Source organism: Streptomyces sp. NPDC002888 (assembly GCF_042888465.1).
GTDB lineage: Bacteria > Actinomycetota > Actinomycetes > Streptomycetales > Streptomycetaceae > Streptomyces.
Genome location: NZ_JBIAPU010000003.1, coordinates 152,903 through 172,017, shown reverse-complemented (window position 1 = coordinate 172,017; position 19,115 = coordinate 152,903). Strand labels below are relative to the sequence as shown.

General features: G+C 70.6%; 23 protein-coding genes and 2 pseudogenes. 5 read left to right on the top strand and 20 right to left on the bottom strand.

The features are described 5' to 3' along the window. Positions 1-13: 13 nt before the first annotated feature. The 11 genes and pseudogenes from ACFYWX_RS06320 to ACFYWX_RS06270 form a co-directional block, all read right to left on the bottom strand. Complete coding sequence (locus tag ACFYWX_RS06320; protein ID WP_389422811.1) at positions 14-646, bottom strand: hypothetical protein; 633 nt, start codon at positions 644-646, stop codon at positions 14-16. 40 nt (positions 647-686) lie between these two features. Further along, positions 687-1,274: pseudogene (locus ACFYWX_RS06315) on the bottom strand (DUF4291 domain-containing protein); the annotation flags it as partial. Between the two features lie 57 nt (positions 1,275-1,331). Continuing rightward, on the bottom strand, positions 1,332-1,985 hold the full coding sequence (locus ACFYWX_RS06310; RefSeq protein ID WP_389422810.1) for a contact-dependent growth inhibition system immunity protein: 654 nt from the start codon (positions 1,983-1,985) through the stop codon (positions 1,332-1,334). A 22-nt stretch (positions 1,986-2,007) separates the two neighbouring features. Next, positions 2,008-2,367 carry an RNase A-like domain-containing protein gene (locus ACFYWX_RS06305; protein WP_389422809.1) on the bottom strand — a complete coding sequence of 120 codons (360 nt, stop codon included), beginning with the start codon at positions 2,365-2,367 and terminating at the stop codon, positions 2,008-2,010. Between the two features lie 37 nt (positions 2,368-2,404). After that, the gene (locus tag ACFYWX_RS06300; RefSeq protein WP_389422808.1) at positions 2,405-2,983 is read right to left on the bottom strand and encodes a hypothetical protein; all 579 of its coding nucleotides are present in this window, start codon (positions 2,981-2,983) and stop codon (positions 2,405-2,407) included. A gap of 89 nt (positions 2,984-3,072) precedes the next feature. After that, the gene (locus ACFYWX_RS06295) at positions 3,073-4,824 is read right to left on the bottom strand and encodes an RNase A-like domain-containing protein (protein WP_389422807.1); all 1,752 of its coding nucleotides are present in this window, start codon (positions 4,822-4,824) and stop codon (positions 3,073-3,075) included. Beyond that, entirely contained in the window at positions 4,824-5,138 is a 315-nt protein-coding gene (locus ACFYWX_RS06290; RefSeq protein ID WP_389422806.1) for a WXG100 family type VII secretion target, read from the bottom strand. Before ACFYWX_RS06290 ends, ACFYWX_RS06295 begins: the two co-directional genes overlap by 1 nt. 56 nt (positions 5,139-5,194) lie before the next feature. Next, positions 5,195-5,626 carry a WXG100 family type VII secretion target gene (locus ACFYWX_RS06285; protein ID WP_389422805.1) on the bottom strand — a complete coding sequence of 144 codons (432 nt, stop codon included), beginning with the start codon at positions 5,624-5,626 and terminating at the stop codon, positions 5,195-5,197. An 88-nt stretch (positions 5,627-5,714) separates the two neighbouring features. Further along, entirely contained in the window at positions 5,715-6,821 is a 1,107-nt protein-coding gene (locus ACFYWX_RS06280) for an AI-2E family transporter (RefSeq protein WP_389422804.1), read from the bottom strand. A 108-nt stretch (positions 6,822-6,929) separates the two neighbouring features. Then, entirely contained in the window at positions 6,930-7,613 is a 684-nt protein-coding gene (locus ACFYWX_RS06275; RefSeq protein WP_389422803.1) for a DUF4389 domain-containing protein, read from the bottom strand. Between the two features lie 68 nt (positions 7,614-7,681). Continuing rightward, the gene (locus tag ACFYWX_RS06270) at positions 7,682-8,788 is read right to left on the bottom strand and encodes a serine hydrolase domain-containing protein (RefSeq protein WP_389422802.1); all 1,107 of its coding nucleotides are present in this window, start codon (positions 8,786-8,788) and stop codon (positions 7,682-7,684) included. A gap of 193 nt (positions 8,789-8,981) precedes the next feature. Here ACFYWX_RS06270 and ACFYWX_RS06265 point away from each other — a divergent pair, with 193 nt between their 5' ends. Continuing rightward, positions 8,982-9,188, top strand: a complete 207-nt coding sequence (locus ACFYWX_RS06265; RefSeq protein WP_389422801.1) for a hypothetical protein — start codon at positions 8,982-8,984, stop codon at positions 9,186-9,188. On the opposite strand, the gene ACFYWX_RS06260 is transcribed toward ACFYWX_RS06265, so the two are convergent. Beyond that, positions 9,167-9,937 carry a helix-turn-helix domain-containing protein gene (locus ACFYWX_RS06260; RefSeq protein ID WP_389422800.1) on the bottom strand — a complete coding sequence of 257 codons (771 nt, stop codon included), beginning with the start codon at positions 9,935-9,937 and terminating at the stop codon, positions 9,167-9,169. The two genes, ACFYWX_RS06265 and ACFYWX_RS06260, sit on opposite strands and share 22 nt — an antisense overlap. A gap of 86 nt (positions 9,938-10,023) precedes the next feature. Here ACFYWX_RS06260 and ACFYWX_RS06255 point away from each other — a divergent pair, with 86 nt between their 5' ends. Then, entirely contained in the window at positions 10,024-10,989 is a 966-nt protein-coding gene (locus ACFYWX_RS06255; RefSeq protein ID WP_389422799.1) for an LLM class flavin-dependent oxidoreductase, read from the top strand. Here ACFYWX_RS06255 and ACFYWX_RS06250 read toward each other — a convergent pair. Both ACFYWX_RS06250 and ACFYWX_RS06245 read right to left on the bottom strand, forming a co-directional pair. Continuing rightward, a complete protein-coding gene (locus ACFYWX_RS06250; protein WP_389422798.1) occupies positions 10,955-11,311 on the bottom strand; it encodes a helix-turn-helix domain-containing protein in 357 nt (118 codons plus the stop codon). The genes ACFYWX_RS06255 and ACFYWX_RS06250 overlap by 35 nt on opposite strands. 47 nt (positions 11,312-11,358) lie before the next feature. Beyond that, positions 11,359-12,111 (bottom strand): annotated as a pseudogene (locus ACFYWX_RS06245) (IS200/IS605 family accessory protein TnpB-related protein); the annotation flags it as partial. Between the two features lie 159 nt (positions 12,112-12,270). Between ACFYWX_RS06245 and ACFYWX_RS06240 the strand changes: the two are divergent. Together ACFYWX_RS06240 and msrA are read left to right on the top strand one after the other, a co-directional pair. Further along, the gene (locus ACFYWX_RS06240; protein ID WP_389422797.1) at positions 12,271-12,438 is read left to right on the top strand and encodes a hypothetical protein; all 168 of its coding nucleotides are present in this window, start codon (positions 12,271-12,273) and stop codon (positions 12,436-12,438) included. A gap of 172 nt (positions 12,439-12,610) precedes the next feature. Then, on the top strand, positions 12,611-13,123 hold the full coding sequence (msrA, locus tag ACFYWX_RS06235) for a peptide-methionine (S)-S-oxide reductase MsrA (protein WP_389422796.1): 513 nt from the start codon (positions 12,611-12,613) through the stop codon (positions 13,121-13,123). 147 nt (positions 13,124-13,270) lie between these two features. Here the strand turns inward: msrA and ACFYWX_RS06230 are convergent, their stop codons facing one another. From ACFYWX_RS06230 to ACFYWX_RS06220, 3 genes are all read right to left on the bottom strand, one after another. Further along, positions 13,271-14,275 (bottom strand): MerR family transcriptional regulator, encoded by a 1,005-nt coding sequence (locus ACFYWX_RS06230; RefSeq protein ID WP_389422795.1) that lies wholly within the window; start codon positions 14,273-14,275, stop codon positions 13,271-13,273. Positions 14,276-14,278: 3 nt separating this feature from the next. Further along, positions 14,279-14,950 (bottom strand): HEAT repeat domain-containing protein, encoded by a 672-nt coding sequence (locus ACFYWX_RS06225; protein ID WP_389422794.1) that lies wholly within the window; start codon positions 14,948-14,950, stop codon positions 14,279-14,281. 158 nt (positions 14,951-15,108) lie between these two features. Then, on the bottom strand, positions 15,109-16,227 hold the full coding sequence (locus ACFYWX_RS06220; protein ID WP_389422793.1) for a hypothetical protein: 1,119 nt from the start codon (positions 16,225-16,227) through the stop codon (positions 15,109-15,111). A gap of 107 nt (positions 16,228-16,334) precedes the next feature. Between ACFYWX_RS06220 and ACFYWX_RS06215 the strand changes: the two genes are divergently transcribed. Then, positions 16,335-17,489, top strand: a complete 1,155-nt coding sequence (locus tag ACFYWX_RS06215) for a cystathionine gamma-synthase (protein ID WP_389422792.1) — start codon at positions 16,335-16,337, stop codon at positions 17,487-17,489. A 31-nt stretch (positions 17,490-17,520) separates the two neighbouring features. Here the strand turns inward: ACFYWX_RS06215 and ACFYWX_RS06210 are convergent, their stop codons facing one another. The 3 genes from ACFYWX_RS06210 to ACFYWX_RS06200 all read right to left on the bottom strand — a co-directional run bounded on the left by ACFYWX_RS06210 (position 17,521) and on the right by ACFYWX_RS06200 (position 18,964). Beyond that, positions 17,521-17,769: a hypothetical protein gene (locus tag ACFYWX_RS06210; RefSeq protein WP_389422791.1), complete on the bottom strand. Its 249-nt coding sequence runs from the start codon at positions 17,767-17,769 to the stop codon at positions 17,521-17,523. Between the two features lie 61 nt (positions 17,770-17,830). Next, a complete protein-coding gene (locus ACFYWX_RS06205; RefSeq protein WP_389422790.1) occupies positions 17,831-18,334 on the bottom strand; it encodes a sigma factor-like helix-turn-helix DNA-binding protein in 504 nt (167 codons plus the stop codon). Positions 18,335-18,457: 123 nt separating this feature from the next. Then, the gene (locus tag ACFYWX_RS06200) at positions 18,458-18,964 is read right to left on the bottom strand and encodes a MarR family winged helix-turn-helix transcriptional regulator (protein WP_389423059.1); all 507 of its coding nucleotides are present in this window, start codon (positions 18,962-18,964) and stop codon (positions 18,458-18,460) included. Between the last annotated feature and the right edge of the window lie 151 nt (positions 18,965-19,115).

The following is a 19,115-nucleotide window of genomic DNA, read 5'->3' as shown; positions in this document are numbered from 1 at the left end:
CGCACTGTCCGCCTCAGTCAGTGCTCGACGATGCCGCCGCGGCTGTGGTGGTTCGGCGCGTCCAGAGGGTCACATCACTGCTGGTGGCGACGGCGAGGGTCTGCCCGGAGGGGGAGAACCCGACGGCGCGGAGTTCGGAGTAGTTGGAGTGGAAGACATGCCACCACCGTTCTCCATGCGGTCCGCGGTGCGGCATTCCGTCGCCGTGGGAGAGCAGGACACGCTCGTTCGGCCAGGCCGGGGTGACGACCTCCACGGTCCAGCCGTCGCCGGTGGTGGAGTGGAGCCCGCCACCGAAGAGTCCGGCGATATGAACCCTGCTGCCGGCGATCGGCCCCAGCCCCGGGCACGACAGATCGGGTGCCGAATCAGGAGTGCTGTCCTGCGGATCGGGATCCCGGTCTCGGGCGATCTTCTCTCCCGTGACGGCGTCGAAGAGGCCGTGGCCGTCCTGCGAAACGACCATCACCAGGTCATGGCCGCTGTCGGGGTGCACCGCGAAACCGATCCCGAGAAGCCCACCGACCGCCGCACAGGACGTGAACACCGACTCCCAGGGCTCAGGCGCGGAAAGCACCGGAACCGCGAGAAACCGGTCCCGCAGGGCCCGCTGATAGGGGGAGAGCTCCTCCTTCGTCCACTTCATCACCTGCCCATGATCCCCCCTCGACCTTTGGGCAGGACACACGCAGGTGGGTCAGCAGTTCGTCCGCGACAGGGTAGGGGCGCTCCTGCGGGAGCAGGCGGGCCGCCGCGTCGAGGTCGCCGCTGCTTACGAGCTCGTGGATCTCGTGGGCGAGCGGGGTCACGTCGGTGATGGCGGTGGTCCACTCGTCGGCGTAGCGGCGTACGGCCTCGCCGGAGAGGCCGAGTTGGAGGGCGCGGTGGGGGAGGGGCTGGAGGTGCAGGTCGCGTTCGGGGTCCCACTGGACGCGGGCGGGGGCGCGCTTCAGTTGGCGCTGCCAGGTGGCGTGGTCGGGGTGCACGTCGCGGACGTAGCTCGACAGGCAGGCGTTGCGCAGGGCCCACTCGAAGCCGTCCCGGGCGATCTCCACGGCCAGGACGGTCTCCTGACCGGCTTTCGTGCCCCAGCCGCAGCGGTACATCATCCACAGGAAGCTCGGCTTGATCCACGTCATCCGGTCCCGTTTCCAGGCGCCCGGGAACCGGCCCTCTCGGGCGGCGGGCAGGCCGAGTTCAGGGGAATATGCCTGGTAGACGGTGATCGTGGACGCCGTGTGGACCGCACGGATCCCGCGTTGTGGTTGTTCCATGGGGTACAGGGTGGGGGCCGTCGATGCGGGCGGCCATTGGTTTTCGAGCGCGTGAGCTCAGGGTGTGAGGTGATCCGCCGTCAGGGCGAGCCAGGAGCTGGGTGAGTACGGGGTCGGTGGGTCGATCTCCATGCCCAGCTCCGACAGGGCGAGGGCGTAGTCGGACTCGTCGAGGTGGAGGGCGAGCAGTTCGTGGAGTTCGCCGATGACGCGGGCGACGAGGTGGGGGTGGGTGGAGGTGCGGTAGTCGGCGAGGGCGGTGTCGTGGTCGTCGTACTCGTCGGGCATGTCCTGGGAGAACCAGCCGCCGAGGAGTTGGCCGAGTTCGGGGAAGCGGGCGTGCCATTCCCAGTGGGTGGCGGGGGTGGCCGGCGGTGGGACCTCGCCCTGCTCGATGCTGTGCCGGATGTGGTCGGCGAGGCAGCGCAGCCAGGGCTGGATCTCGTCGTCGGGCAGGCCGGTGTCGGGGATCGCGTAGAACTCGCCCAGGCGTTGCCGCAGCCGTCCGGGCGGGTGCTCGGCGTAGTCGCGCAGTTGGCGTTCGGCGGTGGCGAGCGCCCAGGGGCGGGTGTGCCAGGTCTGGCGGAGGTAGGCGGTGAGGGCGTTGCTGGGTTGGTCGGGGGTGTCGTCGGCGGGCTGGCCGGTGTAGGCGCGCATGACCTGGTCGAGTTCGCCGTAGCGACGGTCGTGTTCGAGGGGGCTCAGGGGCACTGGGGTCAGCCTCTACGGGTTGCTACAGGTAGACAGGGAAAGTGGCGTGCACGGTGAAGCCGTGCGGCCGTGCGGTGTCCCGCTCGAGGATCACTCGGGCGGCGCGGACGTCGACGGGGTCCCGTCCGGCCAGCATCATCGCCTGCAGGAGCACCCGGCCGACCGGTTCGGGGCGGGACGGCCAGGACGCCTCGATGGTCAGGCGGGGGCGTGTGGACCGGGCGAGCCAGCGGTGGATGAGCTGCTCGTTGGCGGTGACGACCTGCTGGGTGGCCCACTGGGCGGTTTCGCGGTCGGGGTACGTGGCGCTGCGCGTGGGCACCAGGGCCGGGGCAGCGGGCCCCACCCCCGTGGTGTCGTCGGTGTTGCCGGTGTCGTTCATCGAGTCCGTCCGTCCCGTTCCCTTGGTGGCTCTGCGCTCACGTGGCGTCGAAGGACCAGAAGACGCCGACCTCCGTGTCGGAGACCGCGATCAGGCCGATGTCCCGCTCGTGCTCGCTGAAGGGGTCCCAGCCGATGAGGGGGAGGTAGAAGTCCGGGGCGTCGCCCATGTCGTACCCGGCGTTGGCGTAGAACTCGGTGGCGGGCTCGGGGAAGCGGGACAGGAGCACGTCCGCCTTCGCCTCGAGGTCGGGGCGCCGGGCTTCGAAATCGGGCTCGGAGGTGACGTCCAGCCAGTTCGTCGACAGGGCGACGAGCAGGCGGGCGGCCGACGCGCGCGGGATGCGCAGCAGCGTGGACCGCCGGCCGGGGCCCGGCTCCGCGAAGGGGTCCGGCTCCGCGAACGGAGCCAGCCAGTCCGCGCGCCACTCCTCGTCGCCCTCCGCGTAGAACTCCAGGGACCGCCAGGAACGGGGGTCCGAGACCTCCTTGCGCAGCAGCGCGAGCACGTCCAGGGACCAGTCCTCGTGGGTGCGCGGTCCCACCGCGACGACGGAGTAGCGCCGCTCGTACATCGTCAGGGCGTCCGCCCAGGCGGCTGCGTCCGGTGCTGTCATCGGGTCTGTCGGGTCTTCCGGGAAGGGTGAGTCCGTGGGTGTCACTGGGGCTCCAGCCTATGTCGGCGTCCGTCACTTCGGCGTGTCCGTCACTTCGGCATGGAGGTGACCACCACGAAGGGCGGGTCCAGGCTCGCGTCGTACTTGAGGCGGGTCTGCACCCCGTACGCATCGGTCACCGGCCCCGCCTGGCCGCCCGACACCACCGACGTACGCCCCGTCACTTGATTGACGCCCGGCAGGCCGTTTCCGCCCACCGACCCGACCTCGAAGATCTTGCTCGGCGGCTGCGGCGGCGGGCCGGTCGCCAGCCAGGTGTCGATGTTGCCGGTGTTCCGGCGGATGCACTCCTGGGTGTACTTCTGCGCCGAGGGCAGGTCCGGGAAGCTGGACGCCGCCGGGATGGTGGGCACGCCCGCGCCGTTGGCCTGGTCGCGCAGGCGCTGCAGCAGCTGGGCGTCGGTCTTGCCGACGTGCTTGTCGATGGTGTGGCCGCCGCCGAGGTCCTCGGCCATCGCCAGGTCGAGCGTGTACTTGTACGGGACCGGCGCCGTCCCGGGCGGCAGCTTGTGCTCCTTCTTGAACTCGTTGAGCGAGCGCCCGGCGAACGCCTCGGCCCTGGCCTCCTCCGCGAGGAACGTGGGCGCGCTCCTGAGCGCCTCGTCCAGCTCCCACTCCAGCGCGAGGAGCGTGGTGGCGGCGTCGCTGAACTTCTGCTGGTAGATCTCCACGGCCTTGTCCGCGGCCTCGCGGTTCATGTGCTCGCGGAAGGTCATCACCAGCTTGCCGAACATGGCGGTGCCCGCGAGTTGCAGCAGCTCCAGCGCGTCGAGCCCGGTCGTCAGGTCCTGCACCATCCCCTTGGCCGCCTGCTTGGCGAGGTTGGTGGTGGTCTCCCGGCAGGTGTTCGCGGCCTGGGCCAGGTCGTCGCAGGTCTTCTGGAGCGTGTCGGCGGTGTGGTGCAGCACCTCCAGGATCGGCCGGCGCTGCGAGGGCGGCACGTTCGCCGTCTTCCAACTGCGCCCGCCCTGGTGGGCCTGGGCGATGTTCCCCTCCGCGTTGCGGCTCTTGCCCCAGGCGGTGGTCCCCCAGATCGACTGGCAGAACGACTTCATCGCGCTCTGCCACTCGTTGTTGCCCTGCGGGTCCGTGATGTAGTCGATGGCCGAGGTGAAGTTGTCCCCGGCCTTCAGGGCGGTGCTCGAGGCGTCCCGCCACGCCGTGGCCATGCCCTTGAGGTCGTCCTCACGGGCGCCGGGGGTGATCTCGTGGGTCTTGCCGAGGTTCAGCCCGTACTCGATGGCCGGCCGGATGACGTCGGCGAGGAAGTCCGGGATCTCGCCGAGCGCCCCGGAGAGCGCCCAGGAGTCGGCGTCCTCTCCGGTCCCGGTCCACTTGATGTCGTTGAGCTTCCCGTAGTCGGGCCTCTTGTCGATGACGGCCGGGGGAGAGCGGCGCGGCGGCGGTCCCACCATGCCGCGCGCGTGCCAGTCCGCCTGCTGGTAGGTGTTGGCCGTCGTGGACAGGCCGACCGCGACGCCGCCGACGCTCAGGACGCTGGCCGACCAGACCTTGATGAACTTCTCGGCGATCTTCATGTACGCCGCGGCGAAGGCGTCCGGGCCCCACCCGGTGCCCGCCGACTGGCTGAACTCGCCCAGCGCGTCCACCAGTTTCGTGGCGCCCTTGTCGTAGTCGAACTGCCCGTCGCGCATCACCGCCGCCGAGTAGAAGAGGTGCGGTGGCTGCACGTCGAACCCACTGCCGGCGTCGGGCGGTGCCGCCGGCTGCAACTGATCGCGTTCCTGCTTGCGTTCGGCGTCGCTGGGACGCCCCGCCATCAGGCGGCCCCCCAACCACGCAGGACCGCCCGGTGTGCCGCCGCGTAGTTGGTGTGGCCGGTGGTGACGTAGGCGTGCAGCCACTTCTGGGCCGCCTGGAGGTCCTGGGCCGAGTGGTCCCACTCGTCGAGCTTGTCGACGAACACCTCGCGTGCCTCGCCGTGCCACGACAGGACGACGGGTTCGACGCGGTCGTAGAGATCGTCCAGTTTGCCGTTGAGCTTCTTGAGGATGTCCTCGAGCTCGGCGGCGAGATCGTGGAGCGTGGTGAAGGAGACGGCGATGTGATCGTCGTCGGCGGGCCCGGTCGTCATGCTGCCCCCTTGGCGTCGTCAACTGCCGTTGCACGACGGGTGTGTGACGGTTCGGCTCAGAACGAGTCGAAGCTGCTGCGGGGCGGCGCGGGTGTGCCGCCCGTCCCCGCGTCGGTGTTCGGCGTGGAGAGCTTGTCGACCTCGTTGTCGACGTCCACGTGGATGGCCCGCATCTGCCCGAGCACGTCCAGGTCGTGCTTGCTGAAGCCGTCCCGGCTGAGCCGCACCGCTTCCTCCAGCAGCTGCATCACTTCACGGATGCGTACGGCGTCCTCGGCCGCCGCCCGGTGGAACTCGCGGTACGCCGTCGCCGCCGGGCCGCGCCAGCCGGCCTCGATGCGGTCGACGATCGCGTCCATCCGCTTGACCTGCTTGTCCAGGTGATCCTGCATGTCGTCGAGGTCGCCGGAGAGCTTGGTCAGATCCGTCGACGACACCTTCAGGTCGGGGCCACCCTCCTGGCCCGCGCCGGTGCCCTGCCCCGCCATACCGCATCCCCCGCCCCGTCGTATCGGGATCACATACAGATCAAAAATCCTATAAGCATCTGGGGTGCGGGGCCGAGGGCGCCACGGCTCACGAGTGTGTGGATGTCGTGGGGGAGTTCTCCAACTCCCCTGGCGGGACGCTGAGCTGCTCCCGCACGTAGTTCCAGACCACCGCGATCAGCGCCGCGACCGGCACGGCCAGCAGGCTGCCCACGATGCCGGCCAGGTTGCCGCCCAACGTCACCGCCAGCAGGATCACCGCCGCGTGCAGGCCGAGCCCACGGCTCTGGATCATGGGCTGGAACACGTTGCCCTCGAGCTGCTGCACCAGGACGATGATGCCCAGCACGATCAGCGCGTCGGTGAGGCCGTTCGAGACCAGCGCGATGAGCACCGCGACGAAACCGGCGAACAGGGCGCCGATGATGGGGACGAACGCGGAGACGAAGGTCAGCACCGCCAGCGGCAGCACCAGCGGTACCCCCACGATCCACAGGCCGAGGCCGATCGCCACGGCGTCGAGCAAACCGACGGCCGCCTGGGAACGGACGAACGCGCCCAGGGTGTCCCAGCTGCGCGCGGCCACGGTCGGGATGTCGGTGGCGAGCCGGCCGGGCAACTGGCGGGCCAGCCACGGCAGGAACCGCGGGCCGTCCTTGAGGAAGAAGAACATCAGGAAGAGCGCCAGGATGGCGGTGATCAAGCCGTTGACCACGGTGCTCACCCCCGTGACCACAGCGGTGACCATGCTGCCGACGCCGTCCTGGGCGCGGGCGACCGCGGTGTCCATGGCCTTGGTGATCTGGTCGTCGCCGATGTTCAGCGGCGGCCCGGCGGCCCACTCGCGCAGCCGCTGGATGCCTTCGACGACACCGTCGGTCAGCTCGCCGGACTGGGACGCCACCGGCACCGCGATCAGCGCCACGACGCCGACGGCCACCAGCAGGAACAGCACGGTCACCGCCGACGCGGCCAGGGCCGGAGGCCACCCGTGACGCCGTAGGAAGCGCGCCAGGGGCCAGGTCAGCGTCGTGAGGAGCAGGCCGACGACGAGCGGCCAGACGACGGACCACATCTGGCCCAGGAGCCACAGCGTCGCCGAGAGCATCACGATGACCAGCAGCACATCCACGGAGGTGCGCGCCGATGTGCGGAGCGCGGCTCTGGCTCTCGTGGGACTCAACGGGGCAGACATGGAGGTCACCCTATTGGTACTCAAGTCACACTGGCCGGGGGTGGTTCGGGCTGGGGTGCCGGTGGACTTGCCTGCGTCTGCCTGACGTGTCCGAGGTAGCTCAGCGTGCTACGGGCGCTTCGTCAGCGGGGAGTCCGGCGGGGAGGCCTGCGGAACGTCCTGCCCGCCCATGTCGAGACGGAACGGCGGATACTCGTCGGTCAGCAGCGCGGCGTAGGCGGCCACCCGCGCGACCCAGCGCGCCAGGCCGATCAGGAAGTCGAAGAGGTACATCGGGTAGCGGGCGGTGAACGCCAGGATGATCACGGCGACCAGGGAGAGAAAGTAAATCAGTCCGCCGCCACCCCAATGATCGCCTCCTCCCCACCCCCAGTTCCCGAGGAAAATCCCGACGACGATGTACTGCGGAATCACCAGCAGCCACCATTTCACCAGGACCAGGCCGCGGGAGAGCCGCTCGGGATAGGCGACGTCGAAACGCGCCGGATAGTCGGGCACGTCCGCGAGGGTGAACGGCGGGTACTGATCGGTACCGAGCGCGGTGTGGGCGTAATAACTGACACGCCAGTTCCACCTCAGTACACCGACACTGAAGTCGAAGAGGGAGCGGGGATACCGGGCGGTGAAAAGAATGGCGAAGAACGCGATCACAGTCACGACGGTGAACGCGATCCACAGGAAGAACAGCACGATGTAGTGCGGGATCGCGAGAAGCCACTTCACCAGCCACATCCACCGGGACAGCCGAGGATCCACAGATGCCTCGAGCCGTACAGCTGACGCACTGATCATGAATTCAGGCTCGCACGTGAAGTAAAAGGCCGCGACTCGGGAGCATGGCCCGGTCGCGGCCTTTCACATCACGCCCTCAGCCCTTTGAGGCCGTCATAGGCGGCCATCACGAGCTCCACTCCCCGAGTGTCCTGCGCGGGTTCGCGCATCTGGTTCGTCACGTACGCGACCGCCATACGCGACTCGGGTTCGATCATGACCGTCGAGCCGCCCCAACCGCCCCACCCGTAGGTGCTGCCGAACCGCCCGTAGCCCAGACCCCAGCTGATCGGCATGCCCAGGAGGCGGTCCTCGCCGCTGAACTGCTCCTCCCACGCACGGTCACAGCCGGCCCGCGACAGCAGCCGCACCCCGCGCACGGACCCGCCGCAGGCCATCACGGACTGGACGAGGGCGACCGAGCGGGCGTTGCCGAATCCGCTCGCCGCGGGGATCTGCGCGCGACGCCAGGCCACACTGTTGCCGTCGCGGACCCGTATCGCGGTCGCGGCGCTCGGGGTCGCGCTGCCGCCGGGCGCACTGGCGGTGCAGTCCTCGTCCCGGCCCGGTGGCGGGACCGTCGGCGCCACCCGGTGGTCGTGCTCGGCCGGCAGCCCGATACGGAAGTCCGCGCCCAGCGGTCCGGCCACCTCCTCGGCGAGGAACTCGCCCACGCTCCGACCGGTGATCCGGCGTACGACCTCACCCACCAGGAACCCTTGCGTGAGCGAGTGGTACCCGGCCGCGCTGCCCGGCTCCCACTGCGGCGCCTGTCCCGCCAGCCGCGCCGTGGCGGACGGCCAGTCGTAGAGCTCGTCCACCGGCCCGTCCCAGTCGGGCAGGCCCGCCGTGTGCGCGAGCAGGTGCCGCATCAGCACCCTCTCCTTGCCCGCCGCCGCGAACTCCGGCCAGTACCGGGCGACCGGCGCGGCCACATCGAGGTCACCGCGGTCGGCCAGCACCAGCGCGCACAGCGCCGTCATCGTCTTCGTGACGGAGAAGACATTGACGATCGTGTCCCGCTCCCACGGCACCGCGCGCTCCGCGTCGGCGAACCCGCCCCACACGTCCACCACCGGCTCCCCGTCCACGAAGACCGCCACCGAACCACCCACGTCCCCCTCGTCCAGCAGCGCGGACAGCGCGTGGGGCACCGCGGTGAACAGATCGTCGTAGGAGCCCTGAACGTCAGCCATGTGCGCCATTGAGCCCGCTCCGGCAAGGAGAGGCAACCGAATTCCGGCGCCGGCACGCCTGACGATCAAGGGCGCATTCCCTGAAGGGAATTGCCGGCGCCCGCTCGGCGCCGCAGGATCTGCTCCGGAACGAGATTCCCGGCGAGGAGAGGTACATGATCGAGCCCGGGGACACGACGCCATCGAGACCCGAGTGACGTGCGGCTACGAGCAGTTCGTCGCACAGCAGGGGATCACCTTCCGGACCCGCCCCGATGCGGTACGCCTCCACGGCGTGGTGAAGTTCGGCTGGGAGTCGGTGCACGCGGAAACCGGCGACGTGCTGGGCGGCGGCCTGGAATTCCTCGTCCTCGACGACCAAGGCCGGATCAAGGCCGACTACATGTGCCCGGGGGCCTGACCCGCGGCGGCGGCCCCAGCCGCCGCCGCGAGGGCGTCCGCGGTCGCCGGATCGGCGGGCAGGAACGCCTCCAGCTTCAGCTCGGCGAGCGTCACGTCGACGGCGGTGGCGAAGGTCGTCACCGTCGTCATCAGGCGCAGCTCACCGTACGAGGACCGCAGACGGAGCGGCACCGCGAAACCGAGCAGCCCGGCCGACGGCTCCAGCTCGGGAACGTACGTGGTGAGCTCGGCGCGCAACTCCACCAGATGGTCGAGCCGCGCCAGGATGTGCCGCGCCCATTCCGCGAGGTTGTCGATACGGGGAGCCAGACCGTCAGGGTGCAGCGCCAGGCGGTAGACGTTCGTGCCCGGCCCCACGAGCTCCGGGGCCGCACCCTCGGTGATCACGTCGAACGCGGTGTTCGCGGCGATCAGGTCACCCCGCTGGTCCACCACCAGCGCCGGATACGGCAGATGACCGCGCAGGATGTGGTCGATCGCCGTACGCACCGGGGCCAGAACCGGGTCGTCGAGCGAACTCTCCGGGTAGGCGGGCGCGTACCCGGCGGCCATCAGCAGCTCGTTGCGTTCCCGCAGCGGCAGCTCCAGCGACTCGGCCAGGCGCACGACCATGTTCCGGCCGGGGACGGACCTGCCGGACTCGATGAAACTGAGGTGCCGTTGGGTGGTGCCCGCCCGCAGCGCGAGATCGAGCTGGCTGAGATGACGGCGGGTACGACGGTCACGAAGCGCACGAGGGAAGTCCACGGCCCTGTTGTAACGGCGGCGGCGATGCGAGGCCATTCCCCGCAGGGAATTGTCCGTACTCCCCCCGGGTCACGACCATCGGCGGCATGGACATCGGTGTACTGCTTCCGACCGGAACCGCCCAGTGGGACGAGTCCGACGACCCCCGGGACCTGATCGGCTTCGGCCGCCGGGCCGAACGCTCCGGCTTCTCCTCCCTCTTCGTCAACGACTCCCTGATCAGCCCGCGCGTCGAGGCCCTCACGATGCTGGCCGCGCTCGCCCCGGCGACGGACGCCGTGACCCTGGGGACGGCCGCACTGATGCCGTTCCTGCGCCGACCGGTCCAGGCCGCACAGTCACTGGCGTCGATCGACCTGCTGTCCGGCGGCCGACTCACCATGGCAGTCGGCGCGGGCTTCCCCGGCCGTTTCGGACGGCCCCTGTACACGCTGTCCGGGGTGCCCTGGGAACGCCGCTTCGCCCGCCTGGACGAGACCGTCGCCCTGTGGCGGGCCCTGTGGGACGGCGCCGGCCACTTCCACGGCGAGATCCTCCGACTCGACGACATCCCACCCACGACCAGACCGTTCCGGCCCGGCGGCCCACCCATCTGGCTGGGCGGCGCGACCCCCTCGGCACTGGCCCGGACCGGCCGGATGTACGACGGATGGCTGCCCTACCCACCTGACCCCGCCGACTACGCGGCCGGCCTGTCCGACCTCCGCGCAGCGGCCACCGACGCCGGCCGAGCGACCGAGGACATCACTCCCGCGCTGTTCGTCTCGGTACGGATCGACGACGACGAGGAACGTGGCCGCCGGGAATTCGACGCCTACGCTCGGGCCACCTACGGCATGCCGGTCGAGGAACTGGAGAAGATCCAAGCAGTCGTCACCGGCTCCGCTGCCCAGGTCATCGAGCGTCTGGGACAGTACACGGCCGCCGGCGCCCGGCACATCGTCACCCGTATCGGCGCCCAGGGCATGCGCTCCCAGCACGACCAGCTCGAACGGATCGCGGACCTGATCCCCACTGTCACGAAACGGCGCGCCGGAAGGTACCCGGAGTGATGCCGTACGTTCGCTTGAACCAGCGGTTGAAGTGCGCCTGATCGGAGAAGCCGGCGGATGCCGCGGCGTCCGCCGGCGCCAGGCCGCCGGTCAGCAGGCGCCGCCCATGGCGGAGCCGTAGAAGGCGCTGGTAGTCGCTGGGCGGCATACCGTAGGCCTCTCGGAAGGCGCGGTACAGGGCGAAGCGACTGCACCCCGCTGACTCGGCCAGGTCATGGGCCGAGAGCGGTTCGAGAAACGCCTCGTTCAGCAGAGCGCGAGCGCGGCGGGCAGCGCTGCCCCCGGCCCGCCAGGGTTCGCATACCGGGAGCCCGGGTGGCACCGCGCTCCGCCATCGCGAGGACAGCCGTGGTCAGGAGTTCTTCCTGGGCCATGTGGGGCGTTCGCCAGATGCGCGAGCGGTGCGGGGAGCTTGATGCTCACCTCGCCCTGAGGGCTGACCCGGATGGTCTCGTTGCCCTAGCGCTTGCCGGACTCACCATCCGCCTGGCAGAACCAGCGTTCCGCTTCCCACCGCCTGCGCCACTCGTGTTCGGTGAGCCGGGCGGCGTGAAGGTGGTGACGGGTGCGGGCCAGTTGCTTGCCGCCGCGCACCACGTGTACGCGCCCGGTGTCACGGTCGGCCCGCTCGGCATCCAGGCGGTCCTCAAGCACGCGCAGACGCCGGGCCTTGGCGTGCCGCTCCTGCCGGGAACGGTAGCCGCCGGGCGCCTTCTTGGAGCCTTTCTCGCCGAGTGGGAGGGACAGCCGGTGCGTGATGGTGCGGATGCCCGCTTCCAGGTTCTGAATGTGCGCGAGCCGGCCACGGCGGGCCAGCGCCCACTGGTCGTGCGAAGCCTTGGTGATGCTGCCCGCCCAGCGCGACGACGACAACGGCGTCAGTTCCCGCTTGCGCACCGCCCACGTATCCGCGGAATGCTCCAGGCCGTCCCGGCAGCGCGCCTTGAGGTCCTTCGAGGCCAGCCACCCCAGATACGCACCGACCAGGCACAGCGCCTTCTCGTCCCCGGGCGTCAGATGCTTCAGCCTGGTACGGATGGCCGCACCGGCCGGGCCGGAGGCGACGAACGGCTCCGCCAGTGCCCGCAATCCGCCCTCCCTGCCACCCCCGTACGGCCCCACCCCGAAAACCCTGTCACCGCGTCCAACGACACCGCCCGGACAAGGTCACGCATTCGATATGAGAATGCCGGTTCCCGCCGACAGGTGGACGCAAAGCCCCAAGGCCGCGGCACGACACAAACCACCAGCACTCACTCCCGCTCACCAGAACAAGCTCAAGTGCACCTCAGCGGCAACAGCCCCACCCCCTGGGGGACCGTCCTGGGCGAGGCCCGCACCGCCGAGGAGACGGTGACGGTGGACGTCGACATGGCCCAGGTCGCCCGGATCCGCACCGAACTTCCCGTGCTGCGCGACCGAGTCCTCACCATCGAGGCCCCCAGCTGATGAGACGCCGGTGGCCCGGTTGCCTGAGCCCGTGCCGTCGACCCCAGGGCGGGTTGGACGGTACGGAATCGTTGGTAACCCTCGCACGTTGAGGACAGTGGGCAGGAGATGCCGGTGGTGTGCGAGCCGAGCAGCCCGCGTGACCGAGCTGACAGATATTGGAGGGGCCGTAATGGCGGCGCAGACGCAGAGGGCCGTGCTGGCTGGCGGATGCTTCTGGGGGATGGAGGAGCTGATCCGCCGACTTCCGGGCGTGACGGCGACCCGGGTGGGATACACCGGGGGTGACGTGCCGAACGCGACGTACCGTAACCACGGCACGCACGCGGAGGCCATTGAGATCCTTTTCGACCCCGCGAAGACCGACTTCCGCGCGATCCTGGAGCTCTTCTTCCAGATCCACGACCCGAGCACAAAGAACCGCCAGGGCAACGACATCGGCCTCAGCTACCGCTCGGCGATCTACTACGTGGATGACGAGCAGAAGCGGATCGCCGAGGACACGATCGCGGATGTGGACGCCTCCGGCCTGTGGCCGGGCAAGGTCGTCACCGAGGTGGAGCCGGTCGGCCCCTTCTGGGAGGCCGAGCCCGAGCATCAGGACTACCTGCAGCGTTACCCGGACGGGTACACCTGCCACTTCCCGCGCCCGGGATGGCGGCTGCCCGCCCGCGCCGAGGGCTGACCGCGAGGCGGCCCGGGGAAGGCGGAGGCTCACTGGCAGAGGCTGACTGGCAGAGGCTCCGCAGCCGGGCCGCGCTTGCCGTTACGCCCGACAAGTCCGGGACCGTCGCCCCGCGGGCCGCGTACGCGGTACCCCAGGAGAGATCCGTCACCGTGCGTCGCGCAGCTGGAGAAGGTACACCGAAGTCAGCGCGACGGCACGGTCCCCGTCATGCGACAGCTCCACGAGGGCACGGGACGCGGTGGTCCCCGGGATGTCCGCCAGCGCCTGTGTCAGCCGTACGCGTGCAGGCGCTTCAGTGCTGTCGTGGGTGAGGCGGTCGACGAGCCCGGTGGCGATCCGATCCGCCGTCGCGGTGTCGCTCGCCAGCACGCTCAGTGCGTCGGCTGCATCGGTGTCGTTCCTTCCCTCCACGATCATGCCGATGAGCGTCGGGACCGCATCGGCCACTCCACGCGTCCCGAGCGCGAGAGCCGCATGGCCGCGGACCACGCCATCGGGGTTCGCGAGGGCGTCCCGCAGCCGGGCGGTGGCCTCACCACCGGGCATCTCGGCCAGGGACTGAACGGCACGTTCCCGCACCGCGGCCACCGGTGAGCCGAGGCCCTGAGCCAGCAGTGCCGTGCCGCCGTCGCCCGATCGCGCCAGCGCCCATCGAAGGGCTCCGGCGACGTTCGGATCCGTCTCCCTCAGTACCGCCTCGACCAGGGCCTCCACCGGCACCGGAACCTCGTCGACCGAGGAGAGGGCCGCGCGCTGACGCGCGGCAGCGCTCTTCGACCCCAGCGCCTGGAGGAACGCGACGGCCTGGAGGACGTCCTCCCAGCCGGCGGGTTCCGCGGCATCGATCCGGCGGAGCCGCGTGAGCAGCTCGGTCTCGGCCGCGATACGTTCGCGCGCCTGACGGATGAGGTCGTCGACGAGCGCCGAGGGCGTGAAGCCGGGATCGTCGAGCGCGCGCCCGATCTCACGCAGCGACAGCCCCAGCGACCGCAGGCTCTCGATGTGGAAGATCCGCCGGATGTCCTCGCCGGAGTACTCCCGGTAGCCGGAGCCCGTACGACCCGAAGGCCGCATCAGGCCGAGCGACTCGTAATGCCTGAGCATGCGGGCACTGACCCCGGACCGCCGCGCCACCTCACCGATCAACACGTCCTACCGTCCCTCCTGGCCGGACCCGCCGAGGGCCACGACGCGCTTCGCCTCCTCGACCGCGAACTCGAATCCGGCGTCCGGGTCGCGCAGCAGCCGTTCCGTGGCGACAGCGTGCGTGCGCACGCGCCGGTCAGGAGCCGTCGTCGCAGCACGCAGAGCCGGCAGAACGACCTCACCCAGCGCGACCAGCGCCCGGCTGAGACTCAGCTGCGTCTCCCGCTCACCGCGCCCGAGCTGCGTCGCCAGCACCGCGGCCAACCCGGACTCCTCGCCTTCCGGCACGAGCACGACCGCGGTCCGCCAGGCGCTCCGCGCCACTTCGTCGTCGGCGTCGGACAGGAGCGCCCGTGTGATCGCCGGCCACGCCTGCCGGTCCCCGATCTTGGACAGCGTGTGCAGCGCCTGGCTCCGTGCCTGCGCACGCTCCGAGCGGACTTCGCGGAGCAGCCCGGGGAGCGTCATGGAAAGCGGGTGGCGGGTGAGCGCCCAGGTCAGCATGTCGCGGACGAAGAACTCGGGCTCGACCGCGCATCGCTCGATGAGCTTGTCGACGAAACGCGGATCCGGCGTCGTGCCGACCGCCAGGGCCGCCCGCAGCCGCACGGACGAACGGCCGTCCTCCAGCCCCTGGAGCGCTCGTATCGCATCCTCGTCCTGCCTCGTCATGGTCATCGAGACCACCTCCTTGGCAAGCAGTGAAGGCCTTGTCACTGTGTCAAGGTCAAAGGCAGGGCTCACCGGGCGACTTCGCACCTTCGCCGGCCTTGAGGGGCACCATGACGAAGCTGTGCAGTCGCGACGCGCGCATTCCGGCCCCGGGGCCGCTCGGTTCAGTGCGGCAGCGTCGCCGGGCTGCCCCCGTTCGCCTCGAAGCCCGCCACCGCCAGTGCCCGGTAGACGGCGAACTCCGCGGCGGGGTCGGCGGACAGGGTCCACGGCAGGGCGCCCACGTGCCCGTCGACGTGTATCAGCTGGTTCATGGCCTCCGACCAGCGCTCGGCGCGCACCAGGAAGAACACCAGCAGATGGCGGACGTGCGCGAGCATCGGGTCGTCGGAGCGCGCCGAGTGCACCGCGTAGAGCGCGCCGTGGACCGCCTTCGAGACGACCTCGCTGCGGTAGAAGCCGGAGACCAGGTTCACCTCGGGCAGGTGCTCGAAGACCGCGAACAACGGCATCGCCGCCAGCAGGGAGCCCTGCGGAGCCCTCGCCGCCGCGGCCTCCGCGAACGAGTACGCCGACTCGCGCGAGCCGTGCCACTTCTCGCACCAGTAGTGCAGTGCCGCCAGGTTCGCTCCCATGTGCGCCGGCGCGCGGTCCAGGATCTGCAGCCAGAGCTGCTCGAACTCGGACTGCGAGTACGCCAGACCGCGGGCCACCGACAGCTCGACGATGTACGGGATCGGATCACCGGGGGACAGCAGCGCAGCCTGCCCGCAGGCGTCCCGCGCTTCCTCCATGATGATCCGGAACGCGTCCGTGCCCGGCGTCGCCGTGCGCCACGCCTGCTGCACCAGGAACTCGGCGTGCACCGCGGCCCCGCCCGCGTCCTTGGGCGCCTCGGCCCGCCACACCCGCAGCCACTGCCCGCCCGGCGCCTCGCTCACCCCGCCGGGCCGCTGCTGCAGCTCCAGCGAGGCGGCCCCGGCGAAGGCCTGCACGCGCTGCCAGCGCGACTCGCCCTCCGTCTCCGTAGCCGAGAGCAGCTGCGCGGCCGCCCGGTAGTCCTGCGTGCGCTGCACCAGGTCCAGGACGTCGAGCAGGTCCTGGTCGGGGCCGGGCATGCGGATGTCCAGCTCCTCCTGACGGACGAACCCGTAGTTCGCGGGGTCCGCCGCGTCGGGATGGCCCGGCGGAACCTGCTCGATCATGCCGCGCCTGCGCCTCATGACCGGCAGCAGCACGAAACCGATCATGACCAGGGCCATCAGGACCCAGAGAATCTCCATGTCTCAAGGGTTCCAGACGCCGCCGACAATTGGCCAACGTGATCCGCGGCCTGTGGAAAACTCCGCCGTACGCCGCAGGGGCCGCGAGCGCACTACCCTCGGTGCCCATGAGCGACAGGCACATCAGTCAGCACTTCGAGACCCTTGCGATCCACGCGGGCAATACCGCGGATCCCCTCACCGGCGCGGTCGTCCCGCCGATCTACCAGGTCTCGACCTACAAGCAGGACGGCGTCGGCGGCCTGCGCGGCGGCTACGAGTACAGCCGCAGCGCCAACCCGACCAGGACCGCCCTGGAAGAGAACCTCGCCGCCCTGGAGGGCGGCCGCCGCGGCCTCGCGTTCGCGTCGGGACTGGCGGCCGAGGACTGCCTGTTGCGCACGCTGCTCAGCCCCGGCGACCACGTGGTCATCCCCAACGACGCCTACGGCGGCACGTTCCGCCTCTTCGCGAAGGTGGTCGCCCGCTGGGGCGTGGAGTGGTCGGTGGCCGACACCAGCGACCCCTCCGCGGTGCGGGCCGCCATCACGCCGAAGACCAAGGTCGTGTGGGTGGAGACCCCCTCCAACCCGCTGCTCGGCATCACCGACATCGCCGCCGTCGCCCAGATCGCCCGGGACGCGGGCGCGAGGCTCGTCGTCGACAACACCTTCGCCACGCCGTACCTGCAGCAGCCGCTGTCGCTCGGCGCGGACATCGTGGTGCACTCCCTGACCAAGTACATGGGCGGCCACTCCGACGTCGTCGGCGGCGCGCTGGTCGTCGGCGACCAGGAGCTGGGCGAGGAGCTGGCGTACCACCAGAACGCGATGGGCGCGGTCGCCGGGCCCTTCGACTCCTGGCTGGTGCTGCGCGGCGCCAAGACGCTGTCGGTGCGTATGGACCGGCACAGCGAGAACGCCACCAAGGTCGCCGACATGCTCACCCGGCACGCGCGCGTGACGAGCGTCCTGTACCCGGGGCTGCCGGAGCACCCCGGTCACGAGGTCGCCGCCAAGCAGATGAAGGCGTTCGGCGGCATGGTCTCCTTCCGCGTGGAGGGCGGCGAGGAGGCGGCCGTCGAGGTCTGCAACCGCGCCGAGGTGTTCACGCTGGGCGAGTCGCTGGGCGGTGTCGAGTCGCTGATCGAGCACCCGGGGCGCATGACGCACGCGTCCGTGGCCGGCTCGGCCCTCGAGGTCCCCGCCGACCTCGTACGCCTGTCCGTGGGCATCGAGAACGTCGAAGACCTGCTGGAGGACCTCCAGCAGGCACTCGGCTAGACCGTCCCTCGGGCAGGTCCCGGAAGGGGCCTCACCAGCCCGTGAGCGGTGGAGTCGTCTCCGACGGCGGCTCCACCCAGGGGCGGGCCGTCAGCGCCCACACGACGAACGCCACCGTCGCGGCGACCAGCAGCAGCCACATCAGGCGGCGGGCGAGGACCCTGCGGCGCAGCATGCGCCCGCCGCGGCGCAGGACCTCCGCGTGCAGGTCCGGCGGCACCCGCGGCGGCGTCCGCTCCATGATCCGCCGTACGGCGGTCTCCCGTTGGGCCCGGTTCACCGCCGCCTCCCGTCACCCGGTCGGACACCCGGTCGCCGCACGGTCCCGGTCTCTTCCGGGCTCATGACGGCGCCACCTTCGCCCCGACCACCGCCGCGGCCGGCTTGCGGGGCGGATGCAGCAGGGTGGCCGTCGCCCGGTCGCAGATCGCGTGGACGCGTTCCGCGGGCAGACCGAGCAGGGCCGCGACCTGCTGCTCGGCGACCCCTTCGTACAGCCGCAGCACCAGGACCAGGCGCTCCTGGGGGCCGAGCGGGGCCAGGGGGCCGCCGGGATGGGTGCGGGCGCGGGGGAAGGCGCCGTACTGGTGCCAGGCGCCGCGTGCGAAGCGGGTGGCCACGTGCTGGCGGGCGCGGTCGTAGGGGTCCTCACCGCGCAGCCGGTCCCAGCACGCGTACGTGTGGGCGAGGGCCAGGGTCAGCAGGCGCCGCGCGCGCGGGTTGTCGTCCGGTGTCTCCGCGGTGAGCAGCGTCGCCGTGTGCAGCAGCCGGCCCGCCGCACCCGCGACGAACGCCTCGAACTCCCTGGCCCGACGGGCGCTCTGGGCCGCCTGCCGTTGTCCCATCACGCCTCCCGCCTGAGGACGACCTCGGAGGAACCCGGCTTCGCACCCGGTTCACACGTGTCTCATATGAGGTCAGGGGCGGCCCGCCGGTCAAGGGCCGCGCACGGCGGGATTCGCCTGGGCTCAGGACGGGGACGGCGGCTCCGCCCCGGGCAGCCCCTGGACCGCCATCCGGGCGGACAGCGCGGTGTTGAAGCGCGTCAGGAGCGTGCAGAACGCCTCGCGCTCCTCGGGCGCCCAGTCGTGTGTCAGCTCGGCCATCAGCTGACGTCGGGAGGAGCGCACCTCCTCCAGCCGAGACAGCCCGCGCGGGGACAGCTGGAGCACGACCGCCCGCCCGTCCTCGGGGTGCGAGGTGCGCTTGACCAGGCCGGTGTCGACGAGCGGAGCCACCTGCCGGGTGACCGTCGAGGAGTCGATGCCCATACTCGCGGCGAGCGCCTTGACGCCCATCGGGCCCTCCTTGTCGAGCCGGTTGAGCAGGAGGTACGCGGCGCGGTCCATGGAGTTGCGCACCTGCCCGACGCCGCCGAGCCGGGTCTGTTCGGCACGGCGGGCGAAGACCGCCACCTCGTGCTGCAGCGTGTCGAGGAGACCGGTGTCACCAAAGGTCGTCATGTCCATCGACATTTCAGGTGTTGTCGGCATGGCCGGGGGCTCACTTCATTGAAGAGTGCTGGAGTTGGGGGACAGGTTACGCGGCTGGAAGGCGGGCCGTACGGGCGCTGCGCAAACCGGTCTCGGTGGTTGGTCACAACCGCGGTCCGCGCCTGTGAACTGC